The sequence below is a fragment of the Candidatus Liberibacter asiaticus genome (assembly GCF_000590865.3).
Classification (GTDB): Bacteria; Pseudomonadota; Alphaproteobacteria; order Rhizobiales; family Rhizobiaceae; genus Liberibacter; species Liberibacter asiaticus.
This window is the reverse complement of record NZ_CP010804.2, coordinates 108,982-130,677: the sequence shown is the minus strand read 5'-3', so window position 1 is coordinate 130,677 and position 21,696 is coordinate 108,982. Positions and strand designations below refer to the sequence as shown.

Here is a 21,696-nt window from a genome sequence, read left to right as displayed (position 1 = left end):
TGAAGGGATTGTTAATAGATGGCAAAAGTTAGTGCGGTTGAGAGAAATAAGCGGCGTTTGAGAGTTGTTGCTAAACAAGCTTCCAAGAGGCTTGCTTTGAAGAAAATAGTAATGGATAAGTCAGTGACATTGGAGGAAAGATTCGATGCGATGCTCCAATTAGGTTCTTTGCCGCGTGATGGTTCTAGAGTACGTGTCCGTAATCGATGTGAGATATCGGGTCGCTCTCGCGGTGTTTATAGGGATTTTCGATTGTCTCGCTTGGCCTTGCGCGAACTAGGTGGTGTTGGTAAGATTCCAGGTATTATTAAGTCAAGTTGGTAAGGAATATAAGTGATATGAGTTGTTTAGGGGACATGTTGACTCGTATTCGTAATGCGAATCTACGATACAAGCCGTCTGTTGTAATTCCGTTTTCTAGATTGCATGCTCGTGTTTTGGATGTATTGAAAACAGAGGGTTATATTGGGGAATATTGTGAAATTGATGCCGGAAAAGGGAGGATCCAATTGAAGGTTGATTTGAAGTACCATAATGGTGCTTCCGTAATACGTAAGATTGATTGTGTATCTAAACCGGGACGGCGTTTGTATTCCTCTTTTAAGGATATCCCTCAGGTTTGTAATGGATTAGGCATAATGATTGTTACGACTTCAAAGGGAGTAATGGCGGGTCATCAGGCTCGAGAATGTAAAGTAGGGGGAGAAGTTTTGTGCTCTGTGTTTTAAGATCAATGCCTGTTTTGCGCTGTTCTGTTTGGAGTTCGTAGGATGTCTCGAATTGGTAAGAAAGCTATTCAAGTCCCTCTGGGCGTAGATGTCGCGGTTGAAGATCATGAAATAAAAGTTAAAGGGCCAAAAGGTCAGTTATCCTTTATGATGAGTGATGGTATAAGTGTAACCCTTCAAGAGGGTATGTTATCTGTTGCTACTATTAATGGTTCGAAAAAGGCTCGTGCTGCATGGGGTATGTCGCGTACTATGATTAATAACTTATTCCATGGAGTGACAAAAGGTTATGAGCGTAAGCTTGAGATTAGTGGAGTGGGATGTCGGGCTTTTATGGATGGTAGAAATTTAAAGATGAGTTTGGGATTTTCGCATGATGTTCTCTATACTCCTTTAGAAGGGATTTCTATTTTTGTGTCTAAGCCAACTGAAATTATAGTTTCTGGTATAGACAAGCAAAAAGTTGGGCATGTTGCTGCTGAGATTCGTTCTTATCGCAGTGCGGAGCCTTACAAAGGCAAAGGAATCAGGTATAGTGGTGAAGTTATCATACGCAAAGAAGGCAAGAAGAAGTAGGGGGCTATATGGCTACTAAGAAAAAAGTTCTTGCTCGTCGTATTAGTCGCATACGTCGGCATTTGAAGAGTGTATCAAGAGGGCGTTTGCGGTTGAGTGTTTGCCGTTCGTCTAAGCATATATACGGGCAGATTATAGATGATAGTATCGGTCATACCCTTGTTTCGGCTTCTAGTTTAAATGAACCTTTGCGTTCTTCTTTAAAGACGGGAGCCAACATAGTTGCTGCTACTGCTGTTGGGAATCTCTTGGTAGAGCGTGCAGTAAAGGTGGGTGTTAAAAGTGTTTATTTTGACCGTGGAAAGCATTTATACTGTGGTAGGATTGCTGCATTAGCTGATGCGGTGCGCAAAGGTGGGGTTTCTTTTTAATATTTAACAAATTGTTTTGATAAGCAAAAGTACCGTGGTTTTTATTTTTTTAGAAGGAATCGTAAAGTATGGCGCAAAAAGAGCGTTCTCAGCGTGATAATTGGCAGAACCGTGAAGAGCGTGATAATAGCATTGTTGATCGGATTGTTGCGATCAATCGCGTTTCTACAGCTCTTCCAGGTGGTCGTCGATTTGCATTTTCTGTTTTAGTTGTTGTAGGAGATACTAAAAGTAAGGTTGGTTTTGCTCATAGTACTGCTCGTGAGGTTCCGGAAGCTGTTCGGAAGGCAACTGAGGCGGCAAAGCGTAACATGATATCTGTCTCATTATTGGATGGGCGCACTTTGCATCACGATGGTGTGGGGCGTCATGGAGCTGGGAAAGTTATTATGAGATCTGCTATGGCTGGAACTGGTGTTATTGCTGGCGGAGCTATTCGTGCAGTTTGTGAAGTTCTTGGTATGCATGATGTAGTTGCCAAGTCTATTGGTTCTTCTAATCCGCACAATGTAATACGTGCTACCTTTGAGGTGCTTCGTTCTCAGTCTCACCCGAGAGATGTTGCTAATCGTAGAGGTATAAAGCATTCTCTTCTTCAGGCAAGGCGTGTTGTTTCTTCCAAATCTAGTTCTTATTCCAGAGATTCCAAAAATAAGGGAGGTAACTAGATGTCTTCTTCGCTTAAGATGCAAAAAATAACTGTTCAGCAGATCGGTAGTCCTATTCGTCGTCCTTCCGTTCAACGTAAGGTTCTAATTGGATTAGGATTGAATAAGATGAATCGTTGTCGGGTTTTAGATGATACTCCTTCTGTACGTGGGATGATTTCTACTGTCCACCATCTTGTTCGCATTGTTGAATGAGAATAAAGGGAATTTGAGAAAATGAAGTTGAACGAAATTTCTTATGACAAGGGATCTTGTAAAGTAAAGAAACGAGTTGCTCGTGGAATTGGTTCGGGAACAGGTAAGACGGCTGGTAGGGGGGTTAAGGGGCAGAAATCTAGATCGGGTGTTAGTGTCCGTGGCTTTGAAGGTGGACAGATGCCCTTGTATAGACGTTTACCAAAGCGTGGTTTCGTGAATATTGCTGGTTCTGATTTTGTAACAATATCGTTAGGGCTGTTACAAGCTTATATAGATAAGGATAGGTTAGATTGTTCTTCGGAAATAGATGCGAGTGTTCTTGTTGCATCTGGTCTTGTGCGGCGTAGTCAAAGAGGAATTCGTATTTTATCTGATGGTGATTTGAAAGCAAAGGTGGTGTTGCGCGTTTCAGGGGCTTCTGCTTCTGCAGTTGAGAAGGTTGAGAAATTAGGTGGTCAGGTTATTGTCATTTGATATTCTTGTATGCTTGGGTTACTTTGTGCACGATTGACAGTGTGGTATGTTCTAATAGATTGCAAGTAAGAGTTAAGCGTAATTGTTGGAATGTATTTGGTGTTGTGTGATCGCGGCAGTTTGTTATTTTATGATTTAAGAACTGAGGTTTTTTATGGCGTCTGCGGTAGAGCAATTCGTTTCTAATTTGAATTTTGCTTCGTTTTCGAGGGCGAAAGATTTAAAATCTAGGATTGTTTTTACTATTATTGCTCTCATAGTATATCGTTTTGGTACATATATTCCTTTGCCAAGCATTGATTTTATTTCTTATTCGAAGGCTTTTCAATCGAAAAGTGCGGGGATATTTGGTCTGTTTAATATGTTCTCAGGGGGAGCTGTAGAGCGTATGGCAGTTTTTTCTCTAGGTATTATGCCTTATATTTCTGCATCGATTATTGTCCAATTGATAGCTGCAACAGTTCCTTCCCTTGAAAATCTTAAAAAGGAGGGGGAGCAAGGACGTAAAGTTATTAATCAATATACTCGTTATGCGACTGTGCTTTTAGGAATTCTACAAGCTTATGGGATTGCAGTTGGTTTGAAGAATGGTCAGGGAATTGTTTCTGATTCTGATTATTTCTTCGTTTTTTCTACGATTATTACACTTCTTGGTGGCACTATGTTCCTTGTATGGTTGGGAGAACAGATTACTATGCGTGGCATAGGTAATGGTGTTTCTTTGATTATTTTTAGTGGTATCGTTGCTGGTTTGCCTTCTTCTCTTGTTAGTGTTCTTGAGCTCGGAAGGGTAGGAAGTATTTCTACTCCTTTGATGCTTTTAATTTTTTCTTCTACCGTTGCAGTTATTGCTCTTGTTATTTTTTTTGAACGAGCGCAACGTCGTCTTCTAATTCAGTATCCAAAGCGCCAAGTAGGCAATCGTATGTTTCAAGATGACGTTTCTTATTTGCCGTTAAAACTTAATACTGCAGGTGTCGTTCCCTCAATATTTGCATCTTCTTTGTTACTATTACCCGCTACTATTATGGGTTTTATTGATGTCAGTTCATCTCCAACATGGATAGTAGGTCTAGTTGATTCCCTAGGCCATGGTCGATCATTCTATATGGTTTTGTATTCTGTATTTATTGTATTTTTTGCTTTCTTTTATACTGCTATTGTTTTTAATCCCAAAGAAGCAGCGGATAATCTTAAAAAGCATGGTGGTTTTATTCCTGGTATTCGTCCAGGAGATCGTACTGCTTTGCATATTGATTATGTATTGACGCGTGTTACGGTTGTTGGCGCTGGATATCTCGTTTGCGTATGTATCTTTCCAGAGGCTTTGATTGCGGTTACTGGAGTGCCTGTGTCATTAAGTGGGACTTCCTTATTAATTATTGTTAGTGTTGTTTTGGATACTATAGTGCAGATTCAAGGGTATTTAATTGCACAGCAATATGAAGGGGTTTTTAAAAAATCTCGGAGTAAAAAGAAAAATTCATGAGAATTATATTCCTAGGACCTCCAGGATCTGGAAAAGGAACGCAAGCTTGTCGTTTATCTCAAAAGTTAAATGTTCCTCAATTATCTACTGGGGATATGTTGCGTGCAGAGGTGGATAGAAATACATTGCTTGGTAAGCAAGTTAAGGGGAGTATGGAATCAGGCTCTTTAATTTCGGACGCTATTGTCAATCAAGTTGTTTGTGATCGAATAAGATTGCCTGACTGTGATTCGGGTTTTATCCTGGATGGTTATCCTAGAACTGTGGATCAAGCTAAGAGCTTGCATGCTTTTATTTCTAATATGGATTGTGCTATAGATGCGGTAATTGAGTTGCGAGTCGAAGATGCTTCGATGTTTAAGAGGATACAAGTGCGTGTTTTAGAGGCTATTGCTTCGGAGAAATCTGTGAGATCTGATGATAAATATGATGTTTTTCTGAAAAGAATTGAAAATTATCGTAAAACGATTCTTCCTCTTTCTTCCTATTATCGTGATATGGGTTGTTTGTATATAATTGATGGTATGTTAGACATGGATGAGGTATCAAGAAGTATAGATTCACTTCTTGTTTCTGTAAGGAAAAAATGCTCTAGTAGTTGATTATTTTTATTTATTTCGATAGGTTTCTTGAGATAGGTACTATTATATCGGTGTGGAATATTTTTTAGATGTAATGACCTATGGGTCTTGTAAATTTTTAGAAAGGAGATGTTGGTGTGGCGCGTATTGCTGGTGTCAATATACCGCGTGCGAAGCGTGTAGTGAGGGCGCTTTGTTATATACATGGTATTGGTTTTAAGAGTTCTCAGGATATTTGTAATAAATTAGCGATTCCTCCGGAGCGTCGTGTTCATCAGTTAGTAGAGTCAGAAGTGATTCAGATTCGTCAAGCTATTGAGCAAGATTACCAAGTTGAAGGCGATTTGCGTCGAACAGTCGCTATGAATATAAAACGTTTGATGGATTTGGGCTGTTATCGTGGTTTGAGACATCGTCGTGGTCTTCCTGTTCGCGGGCAGAGGACTCATACGAATGCTCGTACTAGAAAGAAATTTGGTAAGGGTGGCGTTGCAAGGAAGAGGTAGTTTTGTGTGTTTTAATTGTGAGAGCGTAAGAGGAGTTAAATTTGTTTATTAGCTTGAGATGTTTGAGGAGAAGAGAGAGGGAGGGGTTATAATGCCTAAGAGTCCTTCTCGTATTCGGAATCGTGAGCGGAAGAATATAGTTTCTGGTCGTGCTCACGTTGTGTCGACGTTTAATAATACTAGGATTACAATAACAGATCCTCATGGGAATACTATTGCGTGGTCTTCTCCTAAAGTGGTTGGTTTTTCTGGATCTCGTAAAAATAGTCCATTTGCTGCTCAAGTTGCGACGGATGATTGTTCAGCGAAAGCGCAAAATCATGGCATGTCTTCTCTAGAAGTGAAAGTTAGTGGATTGGGTGCTGGACGTGATTCTGCTTTAAGGGCATTGCGAGCTATCGGTTTTACTATTGTGTCTATTTGTGATGTGACTATGATAGCACATAATGGATGTCGTCCGCGTAAAAGACGTCGCATTTAAAACCTCTTTGCGTTCTTTTCCCATTCAATTTAGTTTTGATTGCGCTGGCTATTTCGATTGGTTGTTGGTGATTTTAAAAAGGTTGGTATTATGATCCAAAAAAATTGGCAAGAGTTGATTAAGCCGAATAATATTGAATATATAGTCCTTGGACAAGAAGAAGAAAATAGGACTTTGATGATAGCAGAACCTCTTCCCCGTGGTTTCGCTCATACTCTTGGGAATGCACTTCGTCGTGTGTTAATGTCTTCGTTGCGTGGTGCTGCAATAACTGCTGTTCAAATTGATGGTGTATTGCATGAGATTTCTTCTATCAAAGGAGTGCACGAAGATCTGACGGATATTATTCTGAATATCAAGGGTATTAACCTGAAAATGTCTGGTGATTCGCATAAGCGGGTAACTATCTTCAAGCGTGGGCCTGGAGTTGTTACTGCAGGTGATATACAGACTGTTAATGATATTGAGGTGCTTAATCCAGATCATGTTATTTGTAATCTTGATGTAGATGCGGTGGTTCGTATGGAACTCACGGTTTCTAAGGGACATGGTTATGTCCCCGCTAAACATCATAGGACGGAAAATGATCCAATTGGTTTGATTACGATTGATGCTTTATATTCTCCTATCAAAAAGGTTTCTTATACGGTGGAAAGTGCGCGTGAAGGGCAGGTTCTTGATTATGATAAATTGAGTATGACGATTGATACTGATGGTTCTATTACTGGAGAAGATTCGGTTGCTTTGGCATCACGTATTTTACAAGATCAATTGGGGATGTTTATTAATTTTGAAGAACCCAAAAAGGAAGTAAAAGAAGACATAAATGTTAAGTCTCTTCCTTTTAATCCTGCTCTTTTGAAAAAAGTTGAAGAATTAGAACTTTCTGTTAGGTCTACTAACTGTTTAAGAGGTGAGAATATTGTTTATATGGGAGATTTGATTCAAAGAACCGAAGCCGACATGTTGCGTATGGCCAATTTTGGACGTAAATCTCTTGTCGAAATTAAAGGAGTGTTAGGAACTATGGGATTATTTCTCGGCATGAATTTGCCGGACTGGCCTCCTGAAAGTATAGAAGAGTTAGCGAAAAAATATGAAGATAAGTGCTAAAATAGATTTTTTTTTGATAAAGGGGGAGGAATGTAATGCGACATGCTATAAGTGGGAGGAAGTTAAATAGAACTTCCAGTCACCGTAAGGCTATGTTCTCTAATATGGCTGCTTCTATTATTTGGCATGAACAGATAGTCACGACGCTTCCAAAGGCAAAGGAGTTGCGTCCGATTGTTGAAAAACTTGTAACTTTAGGGAAAAAAGGAGGTTTGCATTCCCTGCGTTTAGCTATCTCTAAAATCGGGGATGTTGACGTTGTTAATAAACTATTTGGTATAATCGCTAAGCGTTATTCTGATCGTTCCGGTGGTTATCTCCGGATTATGAAGCGTGGATTTCGTTATGGTGATAGTGCTCCTATGGCTGTGATTGAATTCGTAGATCGAGATCTTTCAGCAAAAGGCACACCTGTATCTCGTAAATCTCATAAGGTAGAGAAGTAAAAATTGATTTTTTTGCTTGTTTGTAAAAGAGATATTTCTCTTTTCATTTTGTAAGGCAGGTACAGTATTTCTTTCTTTGAAAAAAGATATGTATCTTGGTTGGGATAATAACAGTATGTTTATTCTAAAACAGGAATTTTTCATTTTTATGATGGAAAAATTGGTTTGCCTTCTTTTATGCGTGTGCGGTATGCTCTGGTTTTCCTCTAGTGGTATTTTTGCGTATTTGAATATAGGGTAGTATTTTGTCTAGAGATGTAAAAAAAGTTGTTTTAGCTTATTCAGGCGGGCTCGATACTTCGATTATATTGAAATGGCTTCAAGTAGAAAAAGGCCTAGAAGTAATAGTATTTATTGCTGATCTTGGTCAAGGGGAAGAACTGAAGATAGCATCCGATAAAGCTAGGTTACTTGGGGCAAAAGAAGTTTACGTTAAAGATTTACGAAGAGAATTTGTGCGTGATTTTGTGTTCCCTATGTTCAGAGCCAATGCTTTGTATGAAGGGTATTATTTATTAGGTACAGCTATTGCTCGTCCTCTGATTGCTAAATATCTAGTTGATATAGCAAATGAAACAGGAGCAGATGCAATTGCGCATGGATCTACTGGTAAGGGAAATGATCAAGTACGTTTCGAATTATCTGCTTATTCTTTGAATTCGGACATAGAAATTATTGCTCCATGGAGACATTGGTCGTTTAAAGGTAGGCAGGATCTCATTGATTTTGCTGAAAAACATGCGATTCCTATTGATAAAAATAAACGAGGAGAGGCACCCTTTTCGATAGATACTAATTTATTACATTCTTCTTCTGAGGGTAGAGTATTAGAAGATCCATCGCAGCCAGCACCAGAATATGTCTATAAAATGATTGTTTCTCCGGAAGAAGCTCCAGACACTCCTACTACTATTAGAATTGATTTTCAGCGAGGTGATCCTATCGCTATTAATGGTCAGGTAATGTCACCAGAGGTATTACTAGAACAATTGAATCAATATGGTCGTTGTAATGGAATTGGGCGCATTGATATAGTGGAGAATAGATTTGTAGGGATTAAATCTCGGGGAGTGTACGAAACTCCTGGAGGTACGATTTTGTTACATGCGCATCGTGCTATTGAATCTATTTCCTTGGATTCAGGATCTGCTCATTTAAAAGATGATTTGATGTCCCGATATGCAAGTATAGTCTATCAGGGTTTTTGGTTTTCTCCTGAAAGGGAGATGTTGCAAGCATTGATTGATAAGAGTCAAGAGTATGTAGAAGGTTCTATTACGCTAAAACTGTACAAAGGAAATGTGATGGTTGTTGGGCGTGAAAGCAATAAATCTTTATATTCGGACAAGCTTGTCACTTTTGAAGATGACTTGGATGCTTATAATCAAAGTGATTCGGAAGGTTTTATAAAACTGCATGCTTTACGTTTGCGTACTCTTGCAAGGCGTAATAAAGTTTAGTCCATCGAAGGGACTTTTTTAGCTACATCATTTTTCTATCGAATGAGATTTTTGGATTAAATAGTTGGAGATAGAAGTTTAAAGTCGTTTATCTTGTTCTATGATGATGGTTTATTTTTTATATATGGAAGATTGGGATATATGCAGATTCGCAACATAGCTATTATTGCTCATGTAGATCATGGAAAAACAACATTGGTTGACGAGCTTCTCAAACAGTCAGGAGTATTTCGTGACAATCAACGTGTTAGTGAACGTGTTATGGATTGTAATGATCTAGAAAAAGAACGTGGCATTACTATACTTGCAAAAGTTACTTCGATTGTGTGGAATGACGTGCGTATTAACATAGTTGATACTCCTGGTCACGCTGATTTTGGAGGAGAAGTTGAACGAATATTATGTATGGTAGAAAGTGTAGTTGTACTAGTTGATGCCGCTGAAGGTCCTATGCCGCAAACAAAGTTTGTTGTTGGTAAAGCGTTAAAAATAGGTCTTCGTCCAATAGTAGTAGTGAATAAAGTGGATCGTTCTGATGCGCGTGCCGATGAAGTAATAAACGAGGTTTTTGATCTTTTCTCGGCTTTAGATGCGACTGATGCTCAGTTAGATTTCCCAATTCTTTATGGTTCTGGTCGTTTTGGTTGGATGAGTGATTCTTCTGATGGTTCGCGAGATCAGGGTATGGTACCTCTTTTAAATCTTATAGTAGATCATGTTCCTCCTCCTGTTATTAGTGAAGGAGAATTCAAAATGATAGGGACTATTTTGGAAAAAGATCCATTTTTAGGTCGTATTGTAACAGGGCGTATTCATTCAGGGACAATTAAATCGAATCAAAATATCAAGGCACTCAGTCCTGATGGTGCTTTGGTTGAAGTCGGTCGTGTTTCCAAGATTCTCGCTTTTCGTGGCATTGATCGCCAGCCAATAGATGAAGCGCATGCTGGAGATATAGTCTCTATCGCAGGCTTGGTTAAGGCGACTGTTGCTGATACTTTTTGTGATCCTTCGATTGACGAGCCATTAAAGGCACAACCTATCGATCCTCCAACTGTGACGATGACATTCGGTGTCAATGATTCCCCTTTGGCTGGGACTGAAGGAGATAAAGTGACGAGTCGTATGATACGGGATCGTCTTTTCAAGGAAGCAGAAGGCAATATTGCTCTGAAAATTGAGGAAAGTAGTTCAAAGGATGCCTTTTTTGTATCTGGTAGGGGAGAGCTTCAACTTGCTGTTTTGATTGAAACTATGCGTCGTGAGGGTTTTGAGTTAGCGGTGTCACGTCCTCGTGTCGTAATAAAAAAAGAAGGCGATTCTCTTTTGGAGCCTATTGAAGAAGTGGTTATTGATGTCGATGAGGAACATTCTGGGGCGGTTGTACAGAAAATGACCTTACATAAATCGGAAATGATAGAATTACGTCCCTCTGGTACAGGGCGTGTTCGTCTTGTATTTCTCTCTCCTACGCGTGGTTTAATAGGATATCAATCACAATTAATGACCGATACGCGCGGTACTGCTATTATGAATCGTTTGTTTCACTCATATCAACCGCATAAAGGAGAAATAGGGGGGCGTAGTAACGGTGTTCTTCTCTCTAATGAAGAAGGCAAAGTCGTTGCATATGCGTTATTTAATCTTGAAGATCGTGGTTCTATGATTGTGGAGCCTGGTGATAAAGTATACCAAGGGATGATAGTTGGGATTCATACTCGAGAAAATGATCTAGATGTTAATGTGCTAAAGGGTAAGAAATTAACTAATATGCGTGCTTCAGGTAAAGATGAAGCTGTTAAGTTAGTCCCTGCTGTTAAGATGACTTTAGAGCAGGCTTTGTCGTGGATACAAAACGATGAACTAGTTGAGGTAACCCCGAAATCCATTCGTCTGAGAAAAATGTATTTAGATCCTAATGAACGTAAAAGAAAAGGTAAGTCGGTAAATTTGGAATATAATGTTTGACGTTTTTCTTTGTAAAAATACCTATAGCATGGATGTATGATCTTAGTTAGGAAAGAAATCACCTATTCGATTAAAAAATAAGTGATTCTCGAAATTTTCTATAAGAATGGTTGTTGTATTTAAAGAGTGATATGTAGAAAGGATAAGAGGGATGGTACAATTAAATGAAATTTCCTTAGGTTCTAATTCGCCAATAGATGTGAATGTTTTCATCGAAATTTCTCTTGGTGGATATCCTATTAAATATGAAATGGATAAAAAAAGTGGCGTCCTTGTAGTAGATCGTTTTATTTCTACCCCTATGCTTTATCCAGGTAATTATGGTTTTATCCCAAATACGCTTTCTGATGATGGTGATCCAGTTGATGTAATTATGTATAGCTCAGAACCTATTTTACCGGGTTCTGTTATAAGTACTCGCCCTATAGGGGTGATGAAAATGGAAGATGATGGAGGAATAGATGAGAAAATACTTGCTGTCCCATCAAAAAATATAACCAGCTTATACGATTCCATTCAGAGTTATGAAGATGTTCCCAATGCTTACTTGCAAAAGGTGGAACATTTCTTCAAGCATTATAAAGATCTTGAAGATGGGAAATGGGCTAAACTAGATGGTTGGGAAGGAGTTAACAGTGCTCATAAGATCATATTAGAGGCTGTAAAAAGGGGGATCAAAGAGTAAGAGAGTCGTTGTTTTGTAATAATTCAGTAATTTCTTTACAATCTTTATCGATGTAGATTATTTTTAGAGGAGAGGATTGCTTGGAAAGCATTCGTAAGGAGGATTTGCTAAGAGCTAATTTCTTAGCAAGCATGGCAAGCATTGCTTTATTAGCTTTACCTTTTTGCGGAGTAGCAGTCACTTTTATTTTCATATGAATGGTATCGCTGGTGTCTTTGGGGATTTCCAAGGATGCTATGCCACTTTTTTTTGCATTAGGAATAAGGCGAACAATAACATTGCACATAAGGTATATCCTATTTTTAAAAAGATACCTTACTACAGTATAAGGAATTTCAAAAAACACTGTAGGATATATATCACGGTTAGGAGAATTATAGGGGATAAATCGATTCTTTTCCACTCGACTCCCAATGAGGGCGTGAATCTTCTTATCGGTATTAAGAATGGCTCTGTAAAACTATAGAGCAATTGTCTAGCTGTTTGTACAAAAAAATTCAGGGGATTGATTATATCATAGGTATAGAGGAATGAGAATACAATTCTTGTGATTACAATATTCGCATATAATTCTAAAAGTAGGAGCAGAATTTTAAAAAGAAAGTTCATTTGATTTTTCCGTAATGTCTCAAGTGATTAGCATCTTTTATATAGGGGAATAATAGGAAAAAACCAAGTTATTCCCCTTTATTATGTATGAGAAAAATAAAGATTATTGATGTTTCAAAATGTATTTATCTCATGCAATGAGAGTATTCTTTAAAAAGATGAATAAATAGCGTTTTATTAATTTATTAAACGATACTGAATTATTTTACAGGTAACATGGTGCAGTAGTAATATTGTCTATCTAAGGTACAATGTTAGCAGATTGATTCCAGTCATGATAAACATAGAAATGAGTAAAATTATTTGATTTTTCTGTATATTATAGTTTATTTTTTCCGATTTTTTTTTACTGTTAGTTTCAATGTTTTCTTCAATCAAGTCTCTTAACATTTGTATTGATGAAAATGACCGTATATTCTCGTTTTTCAATAAAGAATACGCAGCACTTGCTTCGTACAGTTCGTTGGAGATATCGGCACGAAATTCCCGTATATCAATCAATTTTTATACTTAAATCATTTTTTATAGTAGGGTATCTTTTGAAGAGATTGCATTGCTTGGTTTTTTTACAGAGCATTTGCTATTTTTAGGCTTTGAATTTTCCGAAGAATCCAACTGATTTTCCTATTATTTTTTATTCTCAAAACTATAGCACAAAATAGAAATAAGCAACATGTTACTACCACATGGAATAATATCAACCATCATTGTATGGTTGAGATTCTTATTATTTTAAAGAATTAAATTTCATAATTACAGTGGAGAATATTTTATATCGATTTTTCTTGAAATAATTATTTCAAATAATCAATATTATCAAATGTAATAAAATACTTCGTTTTATATTTTTATAATATCGACTAATAAAAATTAGATCTATTAACCTTAATAAGTTTATTTTTATTAAAATATACAATATAAATTACTTTATCAGAACTAGGTAAAAAAATTCGTGTAGATCATTTATTCTCTCTACAATAATGGATCCAGTACAATTACATCATAAATAGGGAGAGATATTGGTTAAAAACCAATAAATATTAGATAAGTGAATTGATTTAGTAACACAGAGATCTCTTTTCTAATCCTATAAAGGTGAATGTTCTTATAAGGATATTTGATAATAGGTGGGCAATTTTTGATGAATAACTATAACATAAAACATGTACGGCAATGTCTTGATGATATGCGGCGTAAGCTTTTAGATTGTAGTGTGCAGAATAAACTACTAAATTTTCGCATGGATCAACAATCTGTATTACGAATTTTTAATACATCACCTAATCAATTATATCAGCAGATTTTTAGGGAAGAAGTTATGCAGTTTATGCCGCTTCCTATGCCTACTAAAAAACAGGCTCAAGCATATGGTTTTGCAGATACTGGTAATCATCATACTATAGATGAATCTACGTGGATTGAAAAATTAGGTTTAAGTATTAATTATGATCTTCCTATAGAATATGATTCTGATGATGAAAAAAAAAATTATCAAGTACTTCAAAAGGTAAGGGATTTAATTGTTGAAGATATAAAGACCTCTAATGACTTAGTAGATATAAGAGAGATAGAGAAGAAAATAGAGATTAGTTTACAGAAATTGACTTCTATCATACAGAATTATGGTTATGCAGATATAGAAGACTTAGAAAGGGCAATTAAAGAAAATAAGCCTTTAAAACCACCTCATTTTCAAAACAATTTATCAGATAATCAAATACAAACCGCGTACTTTCAAGATAAATTAGAGAGCATTTTACGATTAATAAATGAAAAATCACAGATTTCTATAAAAGAAACTGGGACTTCTATACTGTATATTGTATTGGGTTTTCTTGAGTGGTATGAGATAGATGATTATGATAATCCACGACTAGCGCCTTTGTTTACGATTCCCGTTGCGCTAGAAAAGAGGAGTTCTACCTCGCAACCAGGACTTACTCAATATCACTTGCGTTATACAGGTGAAGAAATAATCTTAAACCTTTCGTTAAAAGAAAAGCTACAAAGTGATTTTGGAATTATCCTGCCAGCAATTGCAGAAGGTATGTGGCCAGAAGATTATTTCCTGCAAATTCAAAAAATTATAGAAGAGAGCAAGTCACATTGGGCAGTACGTCGTTATGGTGTGCTAGGATTACTAAATTTTAGCAAAATGTTGATGTATCTTGATCTTGATCATCTACGCTGGCCAGAAGGAGAGGATAATATCCTCAATCATGATATTATCCAGCGTCTTTTTATTGCACAATCATGTGATCACGATAAGGACAATGCCTCTTCTAATCAGAATATAGAATATAAGATTGATGAGATAGAAGACATTCATCAGCGTTGTCCATTGATTGATGATTCTGATAGTTCACAACATAGTGCTGTAATTGATGTGATAAATGGTAAAAATTTAATAATAGAAGGCCCTCCTGGAACAGGAAAATCACAGACTATTACCAATATTATTGCTGCTGCAATGTTGCATGGTAAAAAAATATTGTTCTGTGCTCAGAAGATGGCTGCTATTGAAGTGGTCAGACATCGTTTGGAAAAGGCTGGCTTGGGAGAGTTTTGTCTTGAATTACATAGTCACAAAGTGCATAAACGTGCGATTCTTGATGATCTTCGTAAACGTATTGATAATAGGAATATAAAGACAGTTCCTCAAGAAATTGATGTAGAAATCACACGTTATGAAGAATTAAAGGGGCAATTAAATCAATATGCTCAAGAGATTAATCAGATTTGGAAAAACACTGAGTTAAGCATTCATCAGATTTTGATGGGAGCCGCTCGATATCGTCATAATCTACCTTTAGATCCTGTACAATTGCATGTAGAAGGATTGTCAGGAGAAAATGCAGATCGTTTGCTACGTTCGCGTCTAGAAGATCAAATAAAGGCATTTAAGGATGTTATTGTAGAATTTCACAAACAAGCAGGGGAAAGTATGGAATTGATGAATCATCCTTGGTATGGTGTTCACAGTTCTGATATTCATATACTAAATTATAATAAAGCGCTTTCTTCTTTAGAGAATTGGCAGTCTGCTCTTATTAAATGGCAGAAGGATCACGAGGTTTTTTTAAATAGGTATGGTGTTCAAAATCAACGACAGCGATTGTTGTATTGGCAAGGACAGTTACTTGCTGCAGTTGATCAAGTGCCTTCTTTGCCGCGAGTAATTTGTTTTAAGGCATTCAAAAAATTAGAGGATTCTTCTATTGCATCTATTAAACAATGGATCGTAGATTTTAGTCATCTGCAAGATGATTTCAATGATATCAACATTCATCTAGATCCTAAAAAATTAGAGGAGTTGAAAGTTGGCAAGGATATACCATATTTCCCTGATTTATCGGGAGAATTTGGTATTAGTGCAGAAAGTTCTTTTAAAGATATTCGCAATACTATCTCTTCTTTGCAGAAGATGATGGTGTCATGTGAGAAGTACTGGGAATCTTTTTCAGGATTGATGCAGTGTTTTCCTCCAGTTTTTTCGCAGAAGATTCTTCCTAATCGTCAAGGTTTTGAAAATGCGGTTTTGCTCATGGAATTAGCAGTGGAGTTGCCGGTATCGTTATTGCGTTTAAGAGATGATTTCTTCAATAACAGCGGCATAGACTCTGTATTGGAAGAGCTATTTGAACGATTAGATTCTTTGAAGATTCTTCAGGAATCTTTAGACGATGTCTTCAATATGAAAAAATTACCAGATGCACAAGTTTTGCAAGACCTTAATAAGGTATTGCACTCAGCAGGATTATTATCTTCGTGGTGGGGTGCATCATGTAAAAAAGCCAAAGCATCTCTTCTTAGTTTAGCGAAAAATCCTGGTATTTCTTGGAAAAAACTATACGCCCAATTGCCCAATGCTTATCAGTTTGCAGTTGAAAAAGAAAAGCTTGAGAAGAGGAATTTTGGCAATACATTAGGAGAGCATTATCGTGGTTTATCCACGGATATAGTAGCGTTGAAGAATATAAGAGAGTGGTATCGCAAGGTTCATCAAATTTGGAAGGATAATTCCAGCTTAGATGATGCTCTTATTAATGGCTTTTTAATGTTGGATAGCCAACTTTTCAAAAGGATTCAAAAACTTCATTGTGACGAATTAAGTAAGAAAATAACCAAAGTTTTTGGACGGATTCAAGAGCTTGAGCAATTTTTACCTAAACAAAAAGAATTACAAAATCGTTCTGCTCTCTTTGTTGGAGAAGGGAATGTTTTTGATTCTCTGATTCAAAGATTGTCTCATAATTTTGATCCTTGGCAAAATTGGTTCAAGGAAGATGAAATACTCTTACAAGAAGCTCAAGAGTTCAGTGCAAAACTACATAAAATACGCGAAAAAAATATTGTATTGGCAGAAGAATCATTAATTAAAAAATTTTTTGGAGAGGAAATTAAACTTAGTGTTTTTGATTCGAATACTAAAGAATCCAATAAATCTTTAGCTGTTATCAATAGCACATTGGAATTCGCACATTCTATAAGAGAACGGGTTTTATTTGATGAATTGATCCAAGGAATTAATCATATTGATGACCATACAATCTATAATAGTTTTATCAAAGATCTCAAAAATTTGAGAATGATTTGGCAACAGCAGGTTAAAACACAAGAAGATTTTATAGAAGATACGCAATTGGATATGGCGCAGTGGGCAGCACGTTGTAATGATGAGCTTGTTAAATTAATTTCACGTAATTCTGAGGCTATCAAGAAACCACGTTGGTTAAATGGATGGGTAAACTTAATGCATATGGTTCAAGATATGCAGGATAAAGGGTTAAAGGAAATCCAAGCAGCAATCTTTAATAATAGTCTTGATGTTAAGTATTTAGAATCTAGTTTGCTGGCTGCTATATATCATCAACTCTCTCAGGAGATTTTAACCGAAAAACCACATTTAATGCATTATTCGGCTGTTCAATTTACTGCAAAACAAGAAAGATTTCGCGAATACGATAAGCGATTACAATTTCTTCAAAGACAACGTATTGCGAGCGTAATTGGCAATCAGAAAATTGCTCAAGGTATTTCAGGTGGATTGAAGTCTGATTATACCGAATTATCGTTGATTCGCAGTGAATTAGGGAAGAAAAATCGAAATATACCGATTCGACAGTTGATTTCTCGAGCTAAGAATTCACTTCTTCAGTTAAAGCCTTGTTTTATGATGAGTCCTATGTCTGTAGCTAATTATCTAGAGCCTAAGGATGTCAAGTTTGATCTTGTGATTATGGATGAATCTTCGCAAATCAAACCAGAGGATGCTTTAGGTGTTATTGCCCGAGGGAAGCAAATTGTTGTTGTGGGAGATCCGAAACAGTTACCTCCTACACGATTCTTCGATCATGATAATGATCAAGAAGATTATGATGAAGAGGTAGCGGCGGTTAGTCAAACAGAGAGTATCCTGGATGCATTATTGCCTCTATTTTCGATGCGCCGTTTGCAATGGCATTATCGATCACTGAATGAAAATTTGATCGCTTGTTCAAACTATTATTTTTATGACAATAGCTTGATCGTTTTCCCTTCTCCGTATACTAGTGTGGATAGATATGGTGTTGGATTTACCCATGTAAAAAATGGTGTAGTCGTTGATCAAGGTAATCCTGAAGAAGCTCGAGTTATTGCGCTTGCTGTAAAAGATCATGCTCTGCGTTATCCTGAAGAATCTTTAGGAGTGATAGCAATGAATGCTAAACAACGTGATCTGATTGAAAGTACCATTAATAAATTATGTCGCAAAGATAGTGAAGTAGAAAAAGCGATTAGCAAATTGCGGATGCATGCAGATCCTTTCTTTATTAAAAATCTAGAAAACGTTCAAGGAGACGAGCGTGATAGAATTTTCATTTCGTTTACTTATGGTCCGCATGAGCCTGGTGGGCGTGTTTTCCAACGTTTTGGTCCCATTAATTCAGATATTGGGTGGAGGCGTCTTAATGTCCTTTTTACCCGTTCTAGAAGACGCATAGAGGTTTTTAGTACGATGCGATATTTAGATGTGGTAGTGGATATAGATTCGAAGCTTGGTATTCGGGTAATGCGTGACTTTTTACATTTTGCTGAAACAGGATATATGGAGCATTCCCTTAAAACCAAGACTAACAAGCAGGATAGTGATTTTGCTGTGTCTGTTGTAAATGAGCTTGAAAAAACAGGTTTTGCTTGTGATTCTCAGTTGGGAGATATGGGCTTTTCTATTGATGTGGTTGTACGCGATCCAAATAATCCAGGACATTATTTGATGGGGATTGAATGTGATGGTGCAATGTATAATTCTGCGAAATCTGCACGCGATAGAGATCGTTTGCGACAAGAAGTTTTAGAACGGATGGGATGGCGTATCCGACGTATTTGGTCGGTAGATTGGTTTAGCAATCCGGATGAAGTTATTGAACCCATCATTCGTGAGCTACGCGAATTGATATCCCAAAAATCGTCATCTACTAGAGAGTGAGGGGGGAGAAAGTATTGCTGGTGGTTCATTTACATAACATTACCTATACTGAGAGCAAAGGAATGCTTCATGGAATAGAGTAAACATGGCAATTATGCGTTTGTTGAAACAATGTTCGGGATGTTAACAAAATAAGAAGAATATTCATAAAATTTTTTGTATATTTTAAAAAGTAACTGTCATAAGAGCTTGGTTGATAATAATTTTAAATACTAGTGTTTTTCACTGACTGGAATATTCATTTATTCTTTATCGACGAGTAAATTGATAAGAAAATTAAGATAGTACTACTCGTACCTGTAAAAATTTCTGGAATATCAACTATTGTTTGTAAAAACATAATTACAGATAGAACAAATATAGAATAATAGGATCCATGTTCAAGATATTTGTACTTATTTAATATACCTTGCTTGAGCATCAAAAGTGTCATAGAACGAACATATATAGCACCAATTGTTAAGCCGATGACTATGATGAAAAAATTCTTGGTAATGGCAAAAGAACTAATAACACCATCAAGTGAAAGACTGGCGTCAATTATTTCAAGATATAAAAACAAGTTCAATCCATGTTTCCCGTGCGTAACATTATTGGAAGAGTCACTAGATAGTACGCTCTCTAAAAAATTAATACCATAGAATATGATAATAGCGGCAGTAGAAGAGGATACAAACGAGTACATCTCATTTGTAGGTAGTATATTTGATATTCCAAAAATAATTGATAAAACGATAAAAATCTTTATCCCTTTAATTTTAGAAAGATGCGACATAGCAATTTCTAAGAAATGAATCCAGTGCAGCTTGTTCTGGCTATTAAAAAAAAACGTCAGACTGACCATCATCAGAAATGTACCACCAAATCCTGAAATAGGTACATGAGCCTGAGAAATGATTTTTAAGTAGTCTTGAGGGGAATATATTGCCAGATTCATCGCTTCAATAGGATTAATTGTCGATACAATGCAAACAATCATAATTGGAAATATGATGCGCATGCCGAATACCGCTATTAATATTCCCCAAGTAAGAAATCTTTTTTGCCAGATAGAAGACATTTTTTGTAGATTTTTTGCATTGAGAATAGCATTTTCGAAAGAGAGAGAGATTTCTACTACTGCCAGTATTATGCAGATATATACTGTGGAAATTGTTCCAGATAACGTGTGCGTAAACTGCCACCCGATCCCAAGACCGCATAAAAATCCCGCGACTGTGACGAGAATAGCCCATCGGAAATGATGGATAAGACTTGCATATAATGAATTGCTTTTCATTTATAATTTCTAAAAAATAGTATTGCTAAAAAAATTTATATAAAAATATGAAAAATACTCACGAAGGATAGCAACAACACAGGGTGATTGCAAATATTTATCGGGTATGTGATAAATTCAAAAATAAAAAATACACAATAATCTAGGGCGTACAGATGCATTTTGAGGATTGTTGTTATTATTTATCAGATGTTAAAGTAGCTCTACTCTTCTTTCTTGTGCAGAATGAAAGCCAGAAAGACGAACAAGATTTATCATATTTTCTTAAGACTTTTGCCCCGTATGCCGCAATATATCAGAAAACCAAGGTGTATTTGTATCAAACACTCTACCGCCACGGATATCCTCAAACTTGATGATTCGTAAAATATTATTTTCTCTCTCATCTTCTCCTGTAACACCAGATATACCAGAGATAGCACTGTCCACCGCAAGGACAACCATTTTCTTTATGAGACTTAAGTCTTCTGATCCAGAAGGAGCAGAGCGAGCAAAATATCCTGATTTCTGTACAATTGAACGCTCTGCCTTGATCATATTTGCAAATTTATCAGCAAACCAAGAGCCAACATTCATTTTATCAAGAAGAATATGGCCAAAAGAATCTCGCTTAATTTTTTCACCAGATGATAAACGATTATCCATGATAACATCGCGACAAGCACCTTCAGATACAAAAATAGCAACTGATCCCTTCTTTTCCATAACCTTGCTGAGACGTTCAATCTCCACTTCAAGATTAAAAGACATCTCAGGTAAGTAAACACCATCTATCCCTTTAAAATCAGGAGAAAAAATAAATCCGTCGATATAGTTTCTATCTTGAATCATATTCAGGTAGCAATGAGCAGAATAAGCTGTCAACCAACCACAATTTCTCCCCATGACTTCGTGTATAATAAGACTTCGAGGTGTTGCGCTACGTTCATTAGAGATATTATCAAAAAAGCATGCGCTAACTTGAGCTGCCGTTAAAGCACCTAAAGATTGATGTATTGGAATAATGTCATTGTCGATTGTTTTTGGTAATCCCACAACAGTAATATTATAATTTTTTTCTTTAAGATAACGAAGAAGATCACAAGCCGTTGTATTAGTATCGTCTCCTCCTATCGTATGGAGAATAGTAACACCACTTTGCATAAGATGATGAGCCGATACTTCTAATGGGTTCTCATCTTTCTTAATTAACCCTCGTTTAATACAATCAGAAAAATTCGTGAGTTTTACACGACTATTTCCTATAGGAGAACCACCATAAGATAGCAATTGCTCTGCATTCTGACGCATATCTTCAGTAATGGTAATCTTATCATCTAACAGTAGCCCCTGATATCCAAAGCGGTAATAAATCAACTCTGCTTTGGGTAGAATCTTATTATAGTGGTTAATCAGCATGCCAATGATCGAAGATAAACATGGAGCAATGCCCCCAGCCGTTAAAAAAGCTACTTTATGCGCTACCATATCTTTTTCCAAAAAAGAAAGAACACCCGTAAGAATCCACATATCCAAATTAGAGATATATGACAAAAATTCCACCATTTATAAAACGATCACAAGAATATCTCAAGATGGAAAAATAATGTACTACT

General features: G+C 36.7%; 21 protein-coding genes. 17 read left to right on the top strand and 4 right to left on the bottom strand.

The genetic code is table 11. From position 1 onward, the window contains the following. The first annotated feature begins 18 nt into the window (after positions 1 to 18). The 16 genes from rpsN to ppa all read left to right on the top strand — a co-directional run bounded on the left by rpsN (position 19) and on the right by ppa (position 11,744). Positions 19 to 324: a 30S ribosomal protein S14 gene (rpsN, locus tag CD16_RS00600; RefSeq protein WP_012778468.1), complete on the top strand. Its 306-nt coding sequence runs from the start codon at positions 19 to 21 to the stop codon at positions 322 to 324. A 14-nt stretch (positions 325 to 338) separates the two neighbouring features. Continuing rightward, positions 339 to 728: a 30S ribosomal protein S8 gene (gene rpsH, locus CD16_RS00595; RefSeq protein ID WP_012778467.1), complete on the top strand. Its 390-nt coding sequence runs from the start codon at positions 339 to 341 to the stop codon at positions 726 to 728. 42 nt (positions 729 to 770) lie between these two features. Next, on the top strand, positions 771 to 1,304 hold the full coding sequence (gene rplF / locus CD16_RS00590) for a 50S ribosomal protein L6 (RefSeq protein ID WP_012778466.1): 534 nt from the start codon (positions 771 to 773) through the stop codon (positions 1,302 to 1,304). Positions 1,305 to 1,312: 8 nt separating this feature from the next. Further along, the gene (gene rplR / locus CD16_RS00585) at positions 1,313 to 1,675 is read left to right on the top strand and encodes a 50S ribosomal protein L18 (protein WP_012778465.1); all 363 of its coding nucleotides are present in this window, start codon (positions 1,313 to 1,315) and stop codon (positions 1,673 to 1,675) included. Positions 1,676 to 1,743: 68 nt separating this feature from the next. Next, positions 1,744 to 2,343, top strand: coding sequence for a 30S ribosomal protein S5 (rpsE, locus tag CD16_RS00580; protein WP_012778464.1), 600 nt, complete (start codon positions 1,744 to 1,746; stop codon positions 2,341 to 2,343). After that, positions 2,344 to 2,538 (top strand): 50S ribosomal protein L30, encoded by a 195-nt coding sequence (gene rpmD, locus CD16_RS00575; protein WP_012778463.1) that lies wholly within the window; start codon positions 2,344 to 2,346, stop codon positions 2,536 to 2,538. 21 nt (positions 2,539 to 2,559) lie between these two features. Beyond that, entirely contained in the window at positions 2,560 to 3,015 is a 456-nt protein-coding gene (gene rplO, locus CD16_RS00570) for a 50S ribosomal protein L15 (RefSeq protein WP_012778462.1), read from the top strand. A 154-nt stretch (positions 3,016 to 3,169) separates the two neighbouring features. Continuing rightward, the gene (secY, locus tag CD16_RS00565) at positions 3,170 to 4,504 is read left to right on the top strand and encodes a preprotein translocase subunit SecY (protein WP_012778461.1); all 1,335 of its coding nucleotides are present in this window, start codon (positions 3,170 to 3,172) and stop codon (positions 4,502 to 4,504) included. Continuing rightward, entirely contained in the window at positions 4,501 to 5,106 is a 606-nt protein-coding gene (locus tag CD16_RS00560) for an adenylate kinase (protein ID WP_012778460.1), read from the top strand. The genes secY and CD16_RS00560 overlap by 4 nt, the downstream gene beginning before the upstream one ends. A 116-nt stretch (positions 5,107 to 5,222) precedes the next feature. Next, positions 5,223 to 5,591, top strand: a complete 369-nt coding sequence (rpsM, locus tag CD16_RS00555; RefSeq protein ID WP_012778459.1) for a 30S ribosomal protein S13 — start codon at positions 5,223 to 5,225, stop codon at positions 5,589 to 5,591. A gap of 91 nt (positions 5,592 to 5,682) precedes the next feature. Beyond that, positions 5,683 to 6,072, top strand: coding sequence for a 30S ribosomal protein S11 (gene rpsK / locus CD16_RS00550; RefSeq protein ID WP_012778458.1), 390 nt, complete (start codon positions 5,683 to 5,685; stop codon positions 6,070 to 6,072). 90 nt (positions 6,073 to 6,162) lie between these two features. Continuing rightward, positions 6,163 to 7,185, top strand: a complete 1,023-nt coding sequence (locus CD16_RS00545; protein WP_012778457.1) for a DNA-directed RNA polymerase subunit alpha — start codon at positions 6,163 to 6,165, stop codon at positions 7,183 to 7,185. A 35-nt stretch (positions 7,186 to 7,220) separates the two neighbouring features. Next, complete coding sequence (rplQ, locus tag CD16_RS00540) at positions 7,221 to 7,631, top strand: 50S ribosomal protein L17 (RefSeq protein WP_012778456.1); 411 nt, start codon at positions 7,221 to 7,223, stop codon at positions 7,629 to 7,631. A 245-nt stretch (positions 7,632 to 7,876) separates the two neighbouring features. After that, positions 7,877 to 9,091 carry an argininosuccinate synthase gene (locus CD16_RS00530; RefSeq protein ID WP_012778454.1) on the top strand — a complete coding sequence of 405 codons (1,215 nt, stop codon included), beginning with the start codon at positions 7,877 to 7,879 and terminating at the stop codon, positions 9,089 to 9,091. Positions 9,092 to 9,232: 141 nt separating this feature from the next. Further along, positions 9,233 to 11,059: a translational GTPase TypA gene (gene typA / locus CD16_RS00525; protein ID WP_015452329.1), complete on the top strand. Its 1,827-nt coding sequence runs from the start codon at positions 9,233 to 9,235 to the stop codon at positions 11,057 to 11,059. A 151-nt stretch (positions 11,060 to 11,210) separates the two neighbouring features. Continuing rightward, positions 11,211 to 11,744, top strand: coding sequence for an inorganic diphosphatase (gene ppa, locus CD16_RS00520; RefSeq protein ID WP_012778452.1), 534 nt, complete (start codon positions 11,211 to 11,213; stop codon positions 11,742 to 11,744). Here the strand turns inward: ppa and CD16_RS00515 are convergent. Both CD16_RS00515 and CD16_RS00510 read right to left on the bottom strand, forming a co-directional pair. Further along, positions 11,734 to 12,030, bottom strand: coding sequence for a DUF167 family protein (locus CD16_RS00515; RefSeq protein WP_012778451.1), 297 nt, complete (start codon positions 12,028 to 12,030; stop codon positions 11,734 to 11,736). The genes ppa and CD16_RS00515 overlap by 11 nt on opposite strands. A 32-nt stretch (positions 12,031 to 12,062) precedes the next feature. After that, on the bottom strand, positions 12,063 to 12,353 hold the full coding sequence (locus CD16_RS00510) for a YggT family protein (RefSeq protein ID WP_012778450.1): 291 nt from the start codon (positions 12,351 to 12,353) through the stop codon (positions 12,063 to 12,065). Positions 12,354 to 13,494: 1,141 nt separating this feature from the next. Here CD16_RS00510 and hhe point away from each other — a divergent pair. After that, on the top strand, positions 13,495 to 18,822 hold the full coding sequence (hhe, locus tag CD16_RS00505) for a DUF4011 domain-containing anti-phage protein Hhe (RefSeq protein ID WP_012778449.1): 5,328 nt from the start codon (positions 13,495 to 13,497) through the stop codon (positions 18,820 to 18,822). Positions 18,823 to 19,060: 238 nt separating this feature from the next. Here hhe and CD16_RS00500 read toward each other — a convergent pair whose 3' ends face one another. Then, positions 19,061 to 20,101 (bottom strand): DUF475 domain-containing protein, encoded by a 1,041-nt coding sequence (locus CD16_RS00500; protein WP_012778448.1) that lies wholly within the window; start codon positions 20,099 to 20,101, stop codon positions 19,061 to 19,063. A gap of 264 nt (positions 20,102 to 20,365) precedes the next feature. Further along, complete coding sequence (locus CD16_RS00495; RefSeq protein ID WP_015452326.1) at positions 20,366 to 21,568, bottom strand: pyrophosphate--fructose-6-phosphate 1-phosphotransferase; 1,203 nt, start codon at positions 21,566 to 21,568, stop codon at positions 20,366 to 20,368. Positions 21,569 to 21,696 lie beyond the last annotated feature (128 nt).

Bases quoted from the DNA above. Each gene is read 5' to 3' on its own strand.
- rpsN (WP_012778468.1), top strand. From the start codon at position 19: ATGGCAAAAGTTAGTGCGGTTGAGAGAAATAAGCGGCGTTTGAGAGTT.
- rpsH (WP_012778467.1), top strand. From the start codon at position 339: ATGAGTTGTTTAGGGGACATGTTGACTCGTATTCGTAATGCGAATCTA.
- rplF (WP_012778466.1), top strand. From the start codon at position 771: ATGTCTCGAATTGGTAAGAAAGCTATTCAAGTCCCTCTGGGCGTAGAT.
- rplR (WP_012778465.1), top strand. From the start codon at position 1,313: ATGGCTACTAAGAAAAAAGTTCTTGCTCGTCGTATTAGTCGCATACGT.
- rpsE (WP_012778464.1), top strand. From the start codon at position 1,744: ATGGCGCAAAAAGAGCGTTCTCAGCGTGATAATTGGCAGAACCGTGAA.
- rpmD (WP_012778463.1), top strand. From the start codon at position 2,344: ATGTCTTCTTCGCTTAAGATGCAAAAAATAACTGTTCAGCAGATCGGT.
- rplO (WP_012778462.1), top strand. From the start codon at position 2,560: ATGAAGTTGAACGAAATTTCTTATGACAAGGGATCTTGTAAAGTAAAG.
- secY (WP_012778461.1), top strand. From the start codon at position 3,170: ATGGCGTCTGCGGTAGAGCAATTCGTTTCTAATTTGAATTTTGCTTCG.
- CD16_RS00560 (WP_012778460.1), top strand. From the start codon at position 4,501: ATGAGAATTATATTCCTAGGACCTCCAGGATCTGGAAAAGGAACGCAA.
- rpsK (WP_012778458.1), top strand. From the start codon at position 5,683: ATGCCTAAGAGTCCTTCTCGTATTCGGAATCGTGAGCGGAAGAATATA.
- CD16_RS00545 (WP_012778457.1), top strand. From the start codon at position 6,163: ATGATCCAAAAAAATTGGCAAGAGTTGATTAAGCCGAATAATATTGAA.
- rplQ (WP_012778456.1), top strand. From the start codon at position 7,221: ATGCGACATGCTATAAGTGGGAGGAAGTTAAATAGAACTTCCAGTCAC.
- typA (WP_015452329.1), top strand. From the start codon at position 9,233: ATGCAGATTCGCAACATAGCTATTATTGCTCATGTAGATCATGGAAAA.
- ppa (WP_012778452.1), top strand. From the start codon at position 11,211: ATGGTACAATTAAATGAAATTTCCTTAGGTTCTAATTCGCCAATAGAT.
- CD16_RS00515 (WP_012778451.1), bottom strand. From the start codon at position 12,030: ATGTGCAATGTTATTGTTCGCCTTATTCCTAATGCAAAAAAAAGTGGC.
- CD16_RS00510 (WP_012778450.1), bottom strand. From the start codon at position 12,353: ATGAACTTTCTTTTTAAAATTCTGCTCCTACTTTTAGAATTATATGCG.
- hhe (WP_012778449.1), top strand. From the start codon at position 13,495: ATGAATAACTATAACATAAAACATGTACGGCAATGTCTTGATGATATG.
- CD16_RS00500 (WP_012778448.1), bottom strand. From the start codon at position 20,101: ATGAAAAGCAATTCATTATATGCAAGTCTTATCCATCATTTCCGATGG.
- CD16_RS00495 (WP_015452326.1), bottom strand. From the start codon at position 21,568: ATGGTAGCGCATAAAGTAGCTTTTTTAACGGCTGGGGGCATTGCTCCA.